Raw genomic sequence first — 15,632 nt, 5'->3', positions numbered from 1 at the left:
AGGAAATCAAACGCGCCCGCATTCTATTGCACGCACCGTAGCGTGTGCGCAGCGGCGGGCTTCGCGTCAGCTGACCCGGTTCACCACCAGGTCGGCAAGTTCGGCGAGACGCTGTGCGCGTGCGCCGAACGGTTTCAGCGCATCATGCGCTTCGGCGCGCAGCTGGGCTGCGAGCTCACGCGACGCGTCGAGGCCGAGGATCGATACGTAGGTCGGCTTGTCGTTCGCCGCATCCTTGCCGGCCGTCTTGCCGAGCGTCGCCGAATCGGTCGTGACGTCGAGAATGTCGTCGACGACCTGGAAGGCCAGACCCACGGCCCCCGCGTAGACGTCGAGCGCGGCCATCGCCTCCGCCGACGGCGTGTCGCCCGCCAGCGCGCCCATCCGCACGGCCGCGCGCAACAGCGCGCCCGTCTTCATCCGGTGCATCGTCTCGAGCTGCTCGCGCGTCAGCTTGAGGCCGACGCTCGCCAGGTCGATCGCCTGCCCGCCGGCCATGCCGATCGAGCCGCTCGCCAGCGCCAGCTCGCGCACGAGCGCGGCCTGCTGCACCGGCGACAGCGCGGCGGCGTCGGTCAGCGCGACGAAGGCCTGCGACTGCAGCGCATCGCCGACCAGCAGCGCCGTCGGCTCGTCGTACTGCACGTGCACGGTCGGCTTGCCGCGTCGCAGCGCGTCGTCGTCCATGCACGGCATGTCGTCGTGCACGAGCGAGTAGACGTGGATCATCTCCAGCGCCGCCGCTGCCGCGTTGCGCGCCGCTTCGGTCGCGCCGGTCAGTTCGCCTGCTGCATGGCACAGCAGCGGGCGAACGCGTTTGCCGCCGCCGAGGACCGCATAGCGCATCGCTTCGTGGAGTTGCGTGGGCACCACGTTGTCAGCCGGCAAATAGTGGCCGAGTGCGTCCTCGACACGGTCGAGCACGGACCGCATCCATTGTTCGAATGTCATAGATCGTCGTCTTCGCCGTCCGTGGCGGCCGTTCCGGACGAAAGCGGCTTCAGCGTCGCGCCGTCGAGCACGCGAACCTGCTGTTCCACTTTCTCGAGCTGCTGTTGGCAAAACGCAACGAGAGTCGCACCGCGGCGATACGCAGCGAGCGAATCCTCGAGGCTCAACGTGCCGCCTTCCATCCGGGCAACCAGCGTCTCGAGTTCCGCGAGCGCCGTTTCATAGTTGTCCGGCAACGGTTCGGTGCCATTGCCGGGCGGGGTGGCGCCTTGGGATGCGGTTTTCGCCATGGACGAGGGTGTCAAATTTCAAAACAAGTCGGACATTCTACGGCAAAAGAGAATTTTCCGACCTGCCGACTTGGGCACCCGGGCACGCATTCGGGCCCCTTCTTCGACACACATTGTGCGCCACCCGATCGCCGCCGGACAAAAAATTGACACAAATCAGGCACTTAATCCTAGCCTTGCGAGGCGAACCGGGTATAATTCCGCGTTTCCCTAAATCGATTTTTCGATGGTTGGGTTGTTCACTGCTTTCACGCTAACACCGGGAGTGGGAATGTCCAATCTGAGCGATGCGCTTCAGTTGAAGTCGGCTCACAGCCAGCTTCCAGTCACTGCATACTTCGATGAGGCGCTGCTCGAGCGCGAGATCGAAACCCTCTTCAAGAAAGGACCTCGTTACGTCGGGCACGAGTTGATGGTGCCCGAGGCGGGGGATTATTTTGCGCTGCCGTCCGAGAAGGAAGGCCGCGTGCTGGTCCGCAACCCGGCGAACCAGATCGAACTGCTGTCGAACGTGTGCCGCCACCGGCAGGCGATCATGCTGAACGGGCGCGGCCACACGCAGAACATCGTGTGTCCGCTGCACCGCTGGACGTACGATCTGGAAGGCCAGCTGCTCGGCGCGCCGCACTTCCCCGACAAGCCGTGCCTGAACCTCGGCAAGAGCCCGCTGCAGAACTGGCAGGGGCTGCTGTTCGAGGCCGAAGGCCGCAACGTCGCGCGCGATCTCGCGAACCTCGGCACGAAGCATCACTTCGACTTCTCCGAGTATCACTTCGATCACGTCGAAGTGCACGAGTGCGATTACAACTGGAAGACGTTCATCGAGGTCTACCTCGAGGATTACCACGTCGTCCCGTTCCACCCGGGCCTCGGCAGCTTCGTGTCGTGCGACGATCTCAAATGGGAGTTCGGCGACTGGTACAGCGTGCAGACGGTCGGCGTGCACAACGCGCTCGCGAAACCGGGCAGCGCGACCTACAAGACGTGGCACGAGCAGGTGCTCAAGTTCCGCAACGGCGTGCCGCCGGAGTTCGGCGCGATCTGGATGGTCTACTACCCGGGCCTGATGATCGAGTGGTATCCGCACGTGCTCGTCGTGTCGTGGCTGATTCCGCGCGGCCCGCAGAAGACGACCAACATCGTCGAGTTCTACTATCCCGAGGAAATCGCGCTGTTCGAGCGCGAGTTCGTCGAGGCCGAGCGCGCCGCCTATATGGAGACGGCCATCGAGGACGACGAAATCGCGATGCGGATGGACGCAGGTCGCCGTGCACTGATGGCGCGCGGCGAATCGCAGGTCGGCCCGTACCAGAGCCCGATGGAAGACGGCATGCAGCACTTCCACGAGTTCCTGCGCCGCCACCTCGGCGATCTCTGACCTGCGCGCGGCGCTTGCGCGCCGCACGGCATTCGGCATATGAAAAGACGGGTTCCGGCCCGTCTTTTTTTGTTTAGACTTGGAGTATCAGGCCGTTTGCACTCCAGGGAGCCGTCATGCCACATACCCACTACACCACGCTCATCTCAGCAACCAATCTCGCCGAGCGCCTGGCCGCGGCGCCGGGCAGCGTTGCCGTGTTCGACTGCCGCTTCGATCTCGCCGATCCGGGCGCAGGCGAAGCCGCCTACGCAGCCGGCCATATCGCGGGCGCACAGTATCTCCATCTCGACCGCGACCTATCCGGCCGCAAGACCGGCACCAACGGCCGCCATCCGCTGCCGACCCGCGACGCGCTCGCCACGCTGCTCGCCGGCCGCAGCGTCAAGCAGGGCCAGCAGGTCGTCGCCTATGACGCACACGGCGGCGCCTATGCGGCGCGCCTGTGGTGGCTGCTGCGCTGGCTCGGGCACGATTCCGTCGCAGTGCTCGACGGCGGCCTGCAGGCATGGGAAGCAGCCGGCCAGCCGCTGACCGCCGACGTGCCGCACCCGGCCGCCGGCGACTTCCGCGCGGCGGCCCCGCTCGAATCGACGGTCGACGCGGCGGCCGTGCTCGCGAACGTGACGTCGGCCCAGCGCGTCGTGATCGATGCGCGCGCGCCGGATCGCTATCGCGGCGAAAACGAAACGATCGATCGTGTCGGCGGCCATATTCCCGGCGCACGCAACCGGTTCTTCAAGGACAACCTGGCTGCCGACGGCCGCTTCAAGACCGGCCACGAACTGCGCGAGACGTTCACCGCGCTGCTGGCCGGCACCGAACCGAACAACGCGATCCTGCAATGCGGATCCGGCGTGACCGCGTGCCACAACGCACTCGCGCTCGAGATCGCCGGGCTTCACGGTGCGTCGCTGTATCCGGGCTCGTGGAGCGAATGGAGCGCCGATCCGTCGCGGCCGATCGCGACCGGCCCGAACCCGTAAGCACCGGCGCGACACGTCGACGAGGCGACGGCATCTGCCGCCTCGTCGCTTACATCACGCCGTACTTGTGGAACCACTCGATCGCGCGCTTCCAGCCGTCCTCGGCATCGCCCTTCACGTAACTCGGCCGGTAATCGGCGAAGAACGCATGACCGGCATCCGGATAGACGACGATCTCCGATTGGCGCGCGAGCTTCGAATCGCTCGCCTGGATCGCCTTGCGCATGTTCGCGAGCGCCGCCTGCGTGATGTTCGTATCCTTCTCGCCGTACAGCCCGAGCACCGGCACCTTCAGCAACGCCGCATGATCGACCGGATTGAACGGTGTCATCTCGTCGGTCTTGCCTTCGACGAACCCGTACCACGCGACGGCCGCCAGCACGTGCGGATTGTGCTCCGCATACAGCCACGCCTGGCGGCCGCCCCAGCAGAACCCCGTCACGCCGAGACGCGACAGGTCGCCGCCGTTCTTGCCGGCCCACGCGACGGTCGCATCGAGATCCTCGGTGACCTGACGGTCCGGCACCTTGTTGACGATGTTGTCGACGAGCGCCTGGATGGTCGGATACTTCGACACGTCGCCCTGGCGCGCGAACAGGTCGGGCGCGATCGCGAGATAGCCGAGCTTCGCGAAGCGACGGCAGACGTCGGCGATATGCGCATGCACGCCGAAGACCTCGTGGATCACGATGACGACCGGCAGGTTCGTCTTGCCGACCGGCTGCGCGCGATACGCGGGGATGCTCGCGTCGCCCGAGCGGATCTCGATGGTGTCGACGTCCAGCCCGGCGCTGTCGGTCGTGATCGTCTGCGCCGACACGGGCAGCACGGCCGCCGCGAAGGTGCCGCCCAGCGCGGCCTGCATGAACTTGCGGCGCGAGAACGGAACACGGGGAACCAGGCTGTCGACTTCGGGTTTCAACATGAATGCACTCCTCGATTGGGCGCCGCCGTCACGGTCATGGCTTGGACCTGACGGGGCATCGCGCCGGCGGACGGCGCGGATGTCGCGGCGGTTGACACTCCGCCGCAAGCGGAAACCCGCACAAGATGCCCAATAATCCGTTGTCACGTCAACTGTCAGATGTGTAAGACTCGATTACGAAGGCGTAATCCGGCGGGCGTCCGTCACGGTATCGATAACCGCGGTCCGGCCCGGCGAGTTCATCCGCGCCGCATATGCGGCAAGCGCCTTCGCGCGCTCGAATGCTTGCGGATCGGCACGAAACGACGCGCAATAAACAGACCCGGCGAGCGAACCCGCGGTCACCCGGCACTTGAAACGACAACGGGCAGGAAATGCGCGCGATGCGCATTCCCTGCCCGCCCGGCGCACGAACGTGCGGCCGCGTCAGTGCAGCTTGACGCGCGGCAGCGTCGTGCGGCGCAGCCAGTGCGCGACCGTATCGAGCATCATGCGCGGATAGCCGTGCAGCGCCGCGATGTGCAGCCGGTACAGCGACATGTACATGAAGCGCGCGAACAGCCCTTCGATCAGCATGTTGCCGCCGATCAGCCCGCCCATCAGGTTGCCGACCGCGCTGAAATGACCGAGCGACACGAGCGATCCGAAATCGCGATACGTGAATTCCGGCAGCGAACGCCCGTCGAGCCGGCAACCGATCGCCTTCAGCAGGAAGCTCGCCTGCTGGTGCGCCGCCTGCGCGCGCGGCGGCACGTTGCGCTCGTTGCCGGGCCATACGCAGGCCGCGCAATCGCCGAGCGCGAATACGTTGTCGTCGGTGAAGGTCTGCAGCGTACGGCGCACGTCGAGCTGGCCGAGCTTGTTGACCTGCAGGCCGTCGAGATTCGACAGCACGGACGGCGCCTTGATGCCGGCCGCCCAGACCGTGAGATCCGCACGCACCGTCTTGCCGCTCGCGGTGTGCACGAAACCCGGCGCGACTTCGGTCACGCGCTCGGCGAGCATCAAGCGCACACCGAGCTTTTCGAGCAGCTCGGCCGTTGCCGTCGATACGCGCTCCTGCAGCGCGGGCAGAATCCGCGGCCCCGATTCGATCAGCACGATGCCGACGTCGTGCTGCGGGTCGAGCTTGTGCAGCCCGTAGACGGACAGCACCTGCGCGGTATTGCGCAGCTCGGCGGACAACTCGACGCCCGTCGCGCCGCCACCGACGATCACGACCTGGATGCGCGGCTCGGCCGCCGCCCCCGGCGCGGGCTGCGCCGGCGCCTGATGCTCGGCGCGCATGCACGCGGCGATCAGGCGCTTGCGGAAGCGCTCGGCCTCGCCGACCGTATCGAGCGCGATCGCGTTTTCGGCCGCGCCCTGCACGCCGAAGAAGTGCGTCGTGCTGCCGATCGCGATCACGAGCGTGTCGTATTCCAGGTCGCGCGCCGGCAGCAGCTCCGCACCGTCGCTGTCGTTGACGGGCGACAGCGTGATGCGCTTCGCCGTGCGGTCGAGCGCGGTCAGTTCGCCCTGCTGAAACTCGAAGCCATGCCAGCGCGCCTGCGCCGCGTATTCGAGCTCCTGCGTGAACGGGTCCATGCTGCCGGCCGCGACCTCGTGCAGCAACGGCTTCCAGATGTGAGTCGGATTGCGGTCGACGAGCGTGACGAGCGCACGTGCGGGACGATTGCCGCGCGCGCCGTAACGGTCGCCGAGCCGCGTCGCCAGTTCCAGGCCGCCCGCGCCGCCGCCTACGATGATGATCCGATGCATCTGATTCCCCCTTTGCGATTCGAAACTGCTGCCGCCGCACGAGGCAGACGCGATGCGTTCGCGCCGCCCGTTGGATTAACCGGTTCGGACATCATCGATGTGCAGTTCGAAACACTTCGATGCGTCCGATGCCGGAACACGGGGCGCGCTGCCCCCGCGACAATGACCTGACTGACTTGCATTGTCCGGGAGCTTGCGCGTTGACCACAAGCAAACCATCTCGATATTCAGCATCCCTGCAACAATATGCCGCGGGAAACGGGAATCGCACGGGGGTGCGTCAGTGTGCCTCTTCCCAGTTCGCGCCGGCGCCCACTTCGGCGACCAGCGGCACCTTCAGCTTCGCCACGCCGCACATCATTTCCGGCAGCTTCTCGCGCACGAGCGACAGTTCTGCGTCGGGCACCTCGAGCACCAGTTCGTCGTGCACCTGCATGATCATCCGTGACGCGAGCCGGTCGCGCGTGAGCCAGTCGTCCACCGCGATCATCGACAGCTTGATCAGGTCGGCCGCCGTGCCCTGCATCGGTGCGTTGATGGCGGCGCGCTCGGCGGCCTGACGGCGCGGGCCGTTGCCGCCGTTGATCTCCGGCAGCCACAGGCGGCGGCCGAAAACGGTTTCGACGTAGCCCTTCTCCTTCGCCACCGCGCGCGTGTTTTCCATGTACTGCGCGACGCCCGGGTAGCGCGCGAAATAGCGGTCGATGTAGAGCTTCGCCGCATCGCGCGTGATGCCGAGGTTCGACGCGAGGCCGAACGCGCTCATCCCGTAGATGAGCCCGAAGTTGATCACCTTCGCGATCCGGCGCTGGTCGGAATTGACCTCCAGCGGCGTCACGCCGAACACTTCGGCGGCGGTTGCGCGGTGGATGTCCTCGCCCTGCGAGAACGCGCGCAGCAGCGACGCGTCGCCGGAAATGTGCGCCATGATCCGCAGTTCGATCTGCGAATAGTCGGCCGACACGATGCGATGCCCCGGCGATGCGATGAACGCCTCGCGGATCCGCCGGCCTTCGGCCGTGCGCACCGGAATGTTCTGAAGATTGGGATCGTTCGACGCGAGACGGCCCGTGACCGCGACCGCCTGCGCATAGTTCGTGTGCACGCGGCCCGTTGCGGGATTCACCATGCGCGGCAGCTTGTCGGTGTAGGTCGACTTCAGCTTCGACAGCCCGCGATGCTCGAGCAGCAGCTTCGGCAGCGGGTAATCCTCGGCGAGCTTCTGCAGCACTTCCTCGTCGGTCGACGGTGCGCCGCTCGGCGTCTTCTTCACGACCGGCAACTGCAGCTTCTCGAAGAAGATCTGCCCGATCTGCTTCGGCGAGCCGAGATTGAACTCGCCGCCCGCCAGTTCGTACGCCTGGCCCTCGAGCTCGATGAGCCGCGTCGCGATCTCGCTGCTTTGCGCCTGCAGGCGTGCGTCGTCGATCAGCACGCCGGTGCGCTCCATCTTGCGCAGCACGAGCGACACCGGCATCTCGATCTCGCGATACACGCGCTCGAGGCCCGCCTCGCGCGCGACCTGCGGATACAGCGCCTGATGCAGCTGCAGCGTGATGTCCGCATCCTCGGCCGCATACGCCGCGGCCTGCTCGAGCGCCACTTCGTCGAAGCCGATCTGCTTCGCGCCCTTGCCGGCCACGTCTTCGTACTTGATCGTCTTGACGCCCAGATGACGCAGCGCGAGGCTGTCCATGTCGTGCGTGCGGTGCGATTCGAGCACGTACGATTCGAGCAGCGTGTCGTGCTCGATGCCGTTCAGCGCGATGTCGTAGTTCGCGAGTACCTGCGCGTCGTACTTCAGGTGCTGGCCGACCTTCTTGCGATCGGCCGATTCGAGCCACGGCTTCAGGCGCGCGAGCACGTCGTCGATCGGCAGCTGCTCGGGCAGGTCGGGACCGCGATGCGCGACCGGAAGATACGCGGCCTTGCCCGGCTCGACCGAGAACGACAGGCCGACGAGCCGCGCGGTCATCGGGTCGAGCGACGTGGTTTCGGTGTCGAACGCGGTCAGCGCGGCCGCGTTGATCTTCGCGAACCATGCGTCGAACTGCTCCCAGGTCTGGATCGTGTCGTACTCGCGGACGATGTCTGCGGCCACCACCGGGGCGGGGTCACCTTCCGGCGCATCGGCGCCGCCGCCTTCGGCGGGTGCGCTGTCGACTTCGCGCAGCCACGTCTTGAAGCCGTAGCGCGCGAAGATGTCGCGCAGCAGGTCGCGTGCTTCGCCGTCGCTCTTCAGCGACGCTTCGATCGATTCGAGATGCGGCGCGAGATCGCAGGCCGTGTCGACGGTCACGAGCTTGCGGCCGAGCGGCAGGAAGTCGAGCGCGCGACGCAGGTTGTCGCCGACCACCCCCTTGATCTCGCCTGCGTGTTCGATCACGCCGTCGAGGCTGTCGTATTGCGACAGCCACTTCACGGCCGTCTTCGGCCCGCACTTCTCGACGCCGGGCACGTTGTCGACGGTGTCGCCGATCAGCGCGAGGTAGTCGATGATCCGCTCGGGCGGCACGCCGAACTTCGCGACCACGCCGTCGCGATCGAGCGTCTCGTTGGTCATCGTGTTGACGAGCGTGACGTGATCGGTGACGAGTTGCGCGAGGTCCTTGTCGCCGGTCGATACGATCACGTTCATCCCGTGCCGTTCGGCTTCGCGCGCGAGCGTGCCGATCACGTCGTCGGCCTCGACGCCCTCGACCATCAGCAGCGGCCAGCCGAGCGCGCGCACGGCGCCGTGAATCGGTTCGACCTGCAATGCAAGATCGGGCGGCATCGACGGACGGTTTGCCTTATAGTCGGCATAAAGGTCGTCGCGGAACGTCTTGCCCTTTGCATCGAACACGCAAGCGCTATACTCTGCACTGACTTCCTTGCGCATACGACGCAGCATGTTGATGATTCCGTAGAGCGCTCCGGTCGGCTCCCCGCCAGGGCCACGCAAATCAGGCATCGCATGGTAAGCCCGATACAGATAGCTCGAACCGTCAACCAATAGCAGGGTCTTACCTTCCAGATTTCGTTCTTCAGGCATTATGAACAAGAGAAAAGTGATTCCGAGTCTGCGTTCGCTCGCAGATCAAGAACGCGCGACGGCCAAGAAGGCGCGCGCATCGTGGCAGATGTTCACGATTATGGCAGAGTTTATCGAGGCGACCGAGTACCTGTCGGAGATCCGCCCGGCCGTCAGCATCTACGGTTCTGCCCGTCTGAAGCCCGATACGCCGCACTACAAGTTGGCCGTGCAGATCGCGCGCAAGCTGTCCGACGCCGGCTTCGCGGTGATCTCCGGCGGCGGCCCCGGCATCATGGAAGCCGCGAACAAGGGCGCGCACGCCGGCAAGGCGCCGTCGGTCGGCCTGAACATCGAGCTGCCGCACGAGCAGGCCGGCAACCACTACCAGGACATTTCGCTGCGCTTCCGCCACTTCTTCACGCGCAAGGTCACGTTCGTGAAGAACTCCGACGCGGTGATCGTGATGCCGGGCGGCTTCGGCACGCTCGACGAACTGTCCGAAGTGCTCACGCTGATCCAGACGAAGAAGTCGCGCCTCGTGCCGATCATTCTCGTCGGCAGCACGTTCTGGCAGGGGCTGCTGCAATGGTTCCGCGACCAGTTGATCCCGAACGGCCTCATCAATCCGGAAGACATGGACCTGATGCAGGTGATCGACGATCCCGACCAGGTGCTCGACGCCGTGCTCGCGTTCTACGAGGACAGCGGCGAGGAAGAAGGCGCGGACGGCGACGATCATCCGCCGCGGCCCGAAGAAGACCGCATGTTCTATCTGTAATTCGATCGGCTCGATGGCCGGCCTTCACGGCCGGCATCCCGCTTCCCGCGCGGCAGGCATGGCGATTCCGCCACCTGCCGCGCGTCATTTTGTAACGCCGCGTTAATCCCGCAACGCAGCCGCGCACCGTCGAATGTCAAATTCGGGCGGCCGGTGCTGCACAACGCATTCGACGCGTGCCACGCCCGGGACCGACCATTGTCAAATCACGCTGCCGGCCATCGGTCCAGCCGGCCGGCCTGACGTCAATCTGCCGTAACAAATGCCGCTCGCCTTTTCCGTGCGGCGCCCGCACACTGCCTCTTGTCGGCGTGGCGTCCCCCCGGTGGAACGATCCCCCCTCGCGTCCATCGCGTCGCGCCGGCCCTTTGACAACGACATCACGGAAAACAACATGAAACGTTCGCTGATCGCCCTCGCCTTCGCCGGCCTCGGTGTTTCGCTGTCCGGCCTCGCCCACGCCGTCAACGTCGACGTCAACATCGGCACGCCCGCGCCGGTCGTCGTCGCGCCCGCGCCTGTCGTGGTCGCACCAGCGCCCGCGGTCATCGTCGGCTGGCACGGCGACCGTTACTGGGACGGCCGCCGCTACTGGGAACGCCGCGAGTGGGAAGATCACGAGCGCCATCATGGTCACGGCGGCTACCACTGCCCGCCGGGACACGCGAAGAAGGGCGAGTGCTGAGCATCCGAGTGCGGGTTCGATCGGGCTCGCGCACTGCAGGACAAAGAACAAGGCCGCACGTGAACGAAAGTTCGCGTGCGGCCTTTGTCGTTACGCCCGCGGCTTGCGCGGCGTTCACATCACTGAAACGCCACTTCCGCGAAGCTTCGCAGCTTGCGGCTATGCAGCTTGTCGAGCCCGTTCGTGCGCAGGATCTCCATCGCCTTCACGCCGATCTGCAGATGCTGGTCGACCTGCCCGCGATAGAACGTGTCGGCCATGCCCGGCAGCTTCAGCTCGCCGTGCAGCGGCTTGTCGGACACGCACAGCAGCGTGCCGTACGGCACGCGGAACCGGAACCCGTTCGCTGCGATCGTCGCGCTTTCCATGTCGAGCGCGATCGCACGGCTCTGCGACAGCCGCTGCACGGGCTCGCGGTGATCGCGCAGCTCCCAGTTGCGGTTGTCGACGCTCGCGACCGTGCCCGTGCGCATCACGCGCTTCAGTTCGGCGCCTTCGAGACGGGTGACCTCGGCCACGCCGCGCTCGAGCGCGAGCTGCACTTCGGCGAGCGCCGGGATCGGCACCCACAGCGGCAGGTCCGCATCCAGCACGTGATCCTCGCGCACGTAACCGTGCGCGAGCACGTAGTCGCCGAGGCGCTGCGTGTTGCGCAGGCCCGCGCAGTGGCCGAGCATCACCCACGCGTGCGGACGCAGCACCGCGATGTGATCGGTGATCGTCTTCGCGTTCGACGGGCCGACACCGATGTTGACCATCGTGATCCCGCTGCCGTCCGCGCGCTTCAGGTGATACGCGGGCATCTGCGGCAGCCGCGGCGGCGCGGCGCCCTCGGCCGGCTCGCTGCCGAGGTTCGCGTTGTACGTGATGACGTCGCCCGGCTCGACGAACGCGCTGTACTGGCTGCGGTACGCGCGCACCTCGGGATCGTCGCTTTCCGTCATCATCGTGCGGCCGAGCTTCACGAATTCGTCGATGTAGAACTGGTAGTTCGTGTAGAGCACGTAGTTCTGGAAGTGCGTGGGCGACGTCGCCGTGTAGTGACGCAGCCGGTGCAGCGAGAAGTCGACGCGTGCGGCGGTGAACAGCGCGAGCGGATGCGGCTCGCCGGGCGCCGGCTCGAACGTGCCGTTGACGATGCGGTCGTCGAGGTACGACAGGTCGGGCGTGTCGAAGATGTCGCGCATCGCGAGCAGGCGGTCGCGGTCGAGCTCGCCTTCGAGGTGGATGCCTTCGGGAAACGCGAAGTGAACCGGAATCGGCTGCGACGACACACCGATCTCGATCTTCACATGGTGATTCTTCGACAGCAGGCGCAGTTGCTCGCGATAGTAGTTCGCGAACAGGTCGGGGCGCGTGACGGTCGTCTCGAACACGCCGGGACCCGCGACGAAACCGTACGAACGGCGCGAATCGACGTGCGTGTTGACGTCGGTACGAATCCGCACGAACGGATAGCACGCACGCACGTGCTCGGTGATCGGTTCGTGGCGGCGATAACGCGCGAAGGCATCGCGCAGGAAGCCCGTGTTGGTGTCGTAGATGGCCGACAGCCGCGCGACGGCGGCGACGGAATCGTCGAATGCTTCGACGGGCGGACTCTCGGGCGTCAGCACCCGATGCCGGCGGCTCAAATCGTTCTTCATTTTCATCACCTCGTCTGATCGGACGACATTACCACGGAACCCGGTCACGCTCATGGCCGCCCGCTTGCACGCCGCTTGCACGCGAGGGCCGGGCCGCGCGCAGTATTTGCTAAAATCGGAAGGTTCACTGGAGACTCATCATGAAGCCGCTCATTCTCGTCGCCGCTGCCGCCGTGTTCGCGGGCACGTTTGCCGCTGCCGGCGCCGCTTACGCCGCCGGCGGCACGCCCGACGCCGACGCGCAGGCCCGGGCCGAGGCCAACGAGGCCGCCGGCCTGCCCGATCTCCGCAAGATCAACCGGCCGGGCGCCGAAGTCACGTCGAAAGTCGACTTCGCCGACATCCGCCGCACGCCGAGCTTCCATGCCAAGAGCAAGAGCGGCACCGAGGTCACCGAGTATCGCGATCGCGGCAAGCCGGTCGAGATCGACGTGAAGTCGAACTTCGGCACGCGCTACCAGATGAGCTCGACGCTCGACACGTCGCCGAAGCCGCACGACGCGGGCGTCCCGATCACGCGCCTGCCGTCGGTCAACCTGCGCTACTGATTTCCTGCCGCGCCGCGTCGGTCCCGACGCGGCGCGCCGGCATTCCCTTCACCTCCTGTCGCGCCGCACGCCGCGCGCGTGCCGACAACTGACCAGACGCATCTCGCATGGCCGTTTTCACCGCTGTTTCCGACTCCGATCTCGCGCAATGGATGCGCCACTACGAACTGGGCGACGTGCTGGCGTTCCGCGGCATTCCGTCCGGCATCGAGAACAGCAACTTCTTCCTGACGACGACGCGCGGCGAGTACGTCCTGACGATCTTCGAAAAGCTGACGGCGGAACAGCTGCCGTTCTACCTCGACCTGATGCGCCATCTGGCGAGCCACGGCGTGCCGGTGCCGGATCCGGTCCCGCGCGACGACGGCGCACTGTTCGGCGAGCTGCACGGCAAGCCGGCCGCGATCGTCACGAAGCTCGACGGCGCCGCCGAACTCGCGCCGGGGGTCGAACACTGCATCGAGGTCGGGCAGATGCTCGCGCGCCTGCACCTCGCGGGGCGCGACTATGCGCGTCACCAGCCGAACCTGCGCAGCCTGCCGTGGTGGCAGGAGAACGTGCCGGCGATCGTCCCGTTCGTTTCCGACGCGCAGCGCACGCTGCTCGAGGACGAACTCGCGCACCAGGCCGCGTTCTTCTCGTCGGACGACTACGCGGCGCTGCCGGGCGGCCCGTGCCACTGCGACCTGTTCCGCGACAACGTGCTGTTCGCGCACGCGGCGCCCGGCACCGGTCATGAGGTACGGCTCGGCGGCTTCTTCGATTTCTATTTCGCGGGCTGCGACAAATGGCTGTTCGACGTCGCGGTCACCGTCAATGACTGGTGCGTCGACCTCGCGACGGGCGTGCTCGACGTCGCGCGCGCCGATGCGCTGGTGCGCGCCTACCAGACGGTCCGGCCGTTCACGGCCGAGGAGCGCCGCCACTGGAGCGACATGCTGCGCGCGGGCGCGTACCGCTTCTGGGTGTCGCGCCTGTACGACTTCTACCTGCCGCGCGCGGCCGAAATGCTCAAACCGCACGATCCCGGTCATTTCGAACGCATCCTGCGTGAGCGTATCGCCCACACGCCCGCGCTTCCCGAGACCCATACCGCATGCAACTGATCGAAGTGCCCGCGAAAGCGGGCTATGTCTGGTTCCGTCAAGGCATCTGGCTGTTCCGCCGGAACCCGCTCGCGTTCATCACGCTGTTTTTCACGTACCTGCTGGCGATCACGCTGGTGTCGATGGTGCCGGTGATCGGCGCGGCGCTGCCGCTGCTGTTCATCCCCGGCATCGCGGTCGGCTTCATGGCGGCATGCCGCGACACGGTGGCCGGCAAGCCGGTGATGCCGACGATCCTCATCGACGGCTTCCGCTCGTACGGCACCGCGACGACGCAGCGGCTGCTCGTGCTCGGCGTGGTCTATGTCGCGCTGATGGTGCTGGTGTTCGCCGCGTCGTCCCTCGTGGACGGCGGCGGGCTGCTCCAGATGATGCTCGGCGCCACGAACGAAGCGAGTCCGACGCCGGAAACGCTCGCCGCGCAAGGCACGCTCGGCGCGCTGCTGCTGGCGACGCTGCTCTACGCGCCGGTCGCGATGCTGTTCTGGTTCGCGCCGGTGCTCACCGCGTGGCACGACATTCCGCCGGCCAAGGCGCTGTTCTTCAGCATCGTCAGCTGCTGGCGCAATCGCGGCGCATTCGTCGTGTACGGGCTGCTGTGGTTCGCCGTCGCGCTCGGCACGTCGTTCGGCCTGTCGCTGCTGCTGCAGGCGCTCGGCGCCGGCGCCTATGTGCTGACGATCATGATGCCGGTGACGATCCTCATCGTCACGATGATGTACTGCTCGTTCTACGCGACCTATCGCGGCTGCTTCGGCGTGCAGGAACCGGGCGCCGCGACGCCCACCACCGGCCGCTGACGCCGTTCGGCCGGCGTCCGCCGCCGGCCGTCAATCCCCCTCCCGGCCAGCCCGGCGCGGGTCCTCCGCGCCACGCCCCACCCCTGTTCAACCGAATCTTTTGCGCGCAAAATAATTTGCGTACAAATCGTTAGCGCGTCCGCCGCGCCGCCCGAATCATGGACCGCCTGCCCCCGCTGCCCCAGACGCTCGACGAGCAACTGTGCTTCGCGCTCTACTCGACATCGCATGCGATGACGAAGGCGTACAAACCGCTGCTCGACAAGCTGTCGCTGACCTATCCCCAATATCTGGCGATGCTCGTGCTGTGGGAGCGCGACGACATCGCCGTAAAGGACATCGCCGCCCGCCTCGACCTCGATCCGGCCACCGTCACGCCGCTGCTGAAGCGGCTCGAGGCGCTCGGCTACGTCGAACGCGTACGCAGCGTCACCGACGAACGTATCGTCAACGTGCGCTTGACGACGGAAGGCCGCGCGCTGAAGGACAAGGCGCGCTCGGTGCCCGCCGATCTTTTTTGCGCGATGCAGCAAACGCCCGAGTTCCTGGTCAGGCTGCGCGCGGATCTCCAGCAGTTGCGCCACGCGCTGTCGGCCGCCAACGAAGGCTGACGAACCCGCGGTCGCAAACGGCTCGGCACTGCCGGGCCTTTTCTTCAAAATTTCATTTGCACACTAATCATTTGTGTTCTATATTTTCTCCGTGGCCGGCGACACCCCGTCCGACCGGACCGCTTCCTCCCATTCTTCCGACAGGAGCTGC

General features: G+C 66.2%; 14 protein-coding genes. 8 read left to right on the top strand and 6 right to left on the bottom strand.

Going from position 1 to position 15,632, the window contains the following annotated elements:
* Window positions 1–66: 66 nt before the first annotated feature.
* Together PL79_RS05455 and PL79_RS05450 are read right to left on the bottom strand one after the other, a co-directional pair.
* Window positions 67–951 (bottom strand): polyprenyl synthetase family protein, encoded by an 885-nt coding sequence (locus PL79_RS05455; protein WP_044845271.1) that lies wholly within the window; start codon window positions 949–951, stop codon window positions 67–69.
* Window positions 948–1,241 (bottom strand): exodeoxyribonuclease VII small subunit, encoded by a 294-nt coding sequence (locus PL79_RS05450; RefSeq protein WP_044845270.1) that lies wholly within the window; start codon window positions 1,239–1,241, stop codon window positions 948–950. Before PL79_RS05450 ends, PL79_RS05455 begins: the two co-directional genes overlap by 4 nt.
* A 271-nt stretch (window positions 1,242–1,512) precedes the next feature.
* Between PL79_RS05450 and PL79_RS05445 the strand changes: the two genes are divergently transcribed.
* Window positions 1,513–2,619, top strand: a complete 1,107-nt coding sequence (locus PL79_RS05445; RefSeq protein WP_044845269.1) for an aromatic ring-hydroxylating oxygenase subunit alpha — start codon at window positions 1,513–1,515, stop codon at window positions 2,617–2,619.
* A gap of 116 nt (window positions 2,620–2,735) precedes the next feature.
* A complete protein-coding gene (locus PL79_RS05440; protein ID WP_044845268.1) occupies window positions 2,736–3,605 on the top strand; it encodes a sulfurtransferase in 870 nt (289 codons plus the stop codon).
* 49 nt (window positions 3,606–3,654) lie between these two features.
* Here the strand turns inward: PL79_RS05440 and PL79_RS05435 are convergent, their stop codons facing one another.
* The 3 genes from PL79_RS05435 to polA form a co-directional block, all read right to left on the bottom strand.
* On the bottom strand, window positions 3,655–4,530 hold the full coding sequence (locus PL79_RS05435; protein WP_044845267.1) for a dienelactone hydrolase family protein: 876 nt from the start codon (window positions 4,528–4,530) through the stop codon (window positions 3,655–3,657).
* A 426-nt stretch (window positions 4,531–4,956) separates the two neighbouring features.
* A complete protein-coding gene (locus PL79_RS05430) occupies window positions 4,957–6,291 on the bottom strand; it encodes an NAD(P)/FAD-dependent oxidoreductase (RefSeq protein ID WP_044845266.1) in 1,335 nt (444 codons plus the stop codon).
* Between the two features lie 280 nt (window positions 6,292–6,571).
* Window positions 6,572–9,325: a DNA polymerase I gene (polA, locus tag PL79_RS05425; protein ID WP_044845265.1), complete on the bottom strand. Its 2,754-nt coding sequence runs from the start codon at window positions 9,323–9,325 to the stop codon at window positions 6,572–6,574.
* Between the two features lies 1 nt (window position 9,326).
* On the opposite strand from polA, the gene PL79_RS05420 reads away from it, so the two are divergent.
* Both PL79_RS05420 and PL79_RS05415 read left to right on the top strand, forming a co-directional pair.
* Entirely contained in the window at window positions 9,327–10,085 is a 759-nt protein-coding gene (locus PL79_RS05420; RefSeq protein ID WP_044845264.1) for a TIGR00730 family Rossman fold protein, read from the top strand.
* Window positions 10,086–10,479: 394 nt separating this feature from the next.
* Window positions 10,480–10,770 (top strand): hypothetical protein, encoded by a 291-nt coding sequence (locus PL79_RS05415; RefSeq protein ID WP_044845263.1) that lies wholly within the window; start codon window positions 10,480–10,482, stop codon window positions 10,768–10,770.
* A 119-nt stretch (window positions 10,771–10,889) separates the two neighbouring features.
* Here PL79_RS05415 and PL79_RS05410 read toward each other — a convergent pair whose 3' ends face one another.
* A complete protein-coding gene (locus PL79_RS05410) occupies window positions 10,890–12,416 on the bottom strand; it encodes an AMP nucleosidase (RefSeq protein WP_044845316.1) in 1,527 nt (508 codons plus the stop codon).
* A gap of 140 nt (window positions 12,417–12,556) precedes the next feature.
* Between PL79_RS05410 and PL79_RS05405 the strand changes: the two genes are divergently transcribed.
* The 4 genes from PL79_RS05405 to PL79_RS05390 all read left to right on the top strand — a co-directional run bounded on the left by PL79_RS05405 (window position 12,557) and on the right by PL79_RS05390 (window position 15,481).
* Window positions 12,557–12,964 (top strand): hypothetical protein, encoded by a 408-nt coding sequence (locus PL79_RS05405; protein ID WP_044845262.1) that lies wholly within the window; start codon window positions 12,557–12,559, stop codon window positions 12,962–12,964.
* A 107-nt stretch (window positions 12,965–13,071) separates the two neighbouring features.
* Window positions 13,072–14,070 (top strand): homoserine kinase, encoded by a 999-nt coding sequence (locus PL79_RS05400; RefSeq protein WP_044845261.1) that lies wholly within the window; start codon window positions 13,072–13,074, stop codon window positions 14,068–14,070.
* The gene (locus PL79_RS05395) at window positions 14,061–14,870 is read left to right on the top strand and encodes a BPSS1780 family membrane protein (protein WP_044845260.1); all 810 of its coding nucleotides are present in this window, start codon (window positions 14,061–14,063) and stop codon (window positions 14,868–14,870) included. Before PL79_RS05400 ends, PL79_RS05395 begins: the two co-directional genes overlap by 10 nt.
* Before the next feature lie 158 nt (window positions 14,871–15,028).
* The gene (locus PL79_RS05390; RefSeq protein ID WP_044845259.1) at window positions 15,029–15,481 is read left to right on the top strand and encodes a MarR family winged helix-turn-helix transcriptional regulator; all 453 of its coding nucleotides are present in this window, start codon (window positions 15,029–15,031) and stop codon (window positions 15,479–15,481) included.
* Window positions 15,482–15,632: the final 151 nt, after the last annotated feature.

Origin of the sequence: Burkholderia sp. USMB20 (assembly GCF_000949135.2) — a bacterium.
Taxonomy (GTDB): Bacteria; Pseudomonadota; Gammaproteobacteria; order Burkholderiales; family Burkholderiaceae; genus Burkholderia.
This window is presented reverse-complemented; position numbering and strand designations above follow the sequence as displayed.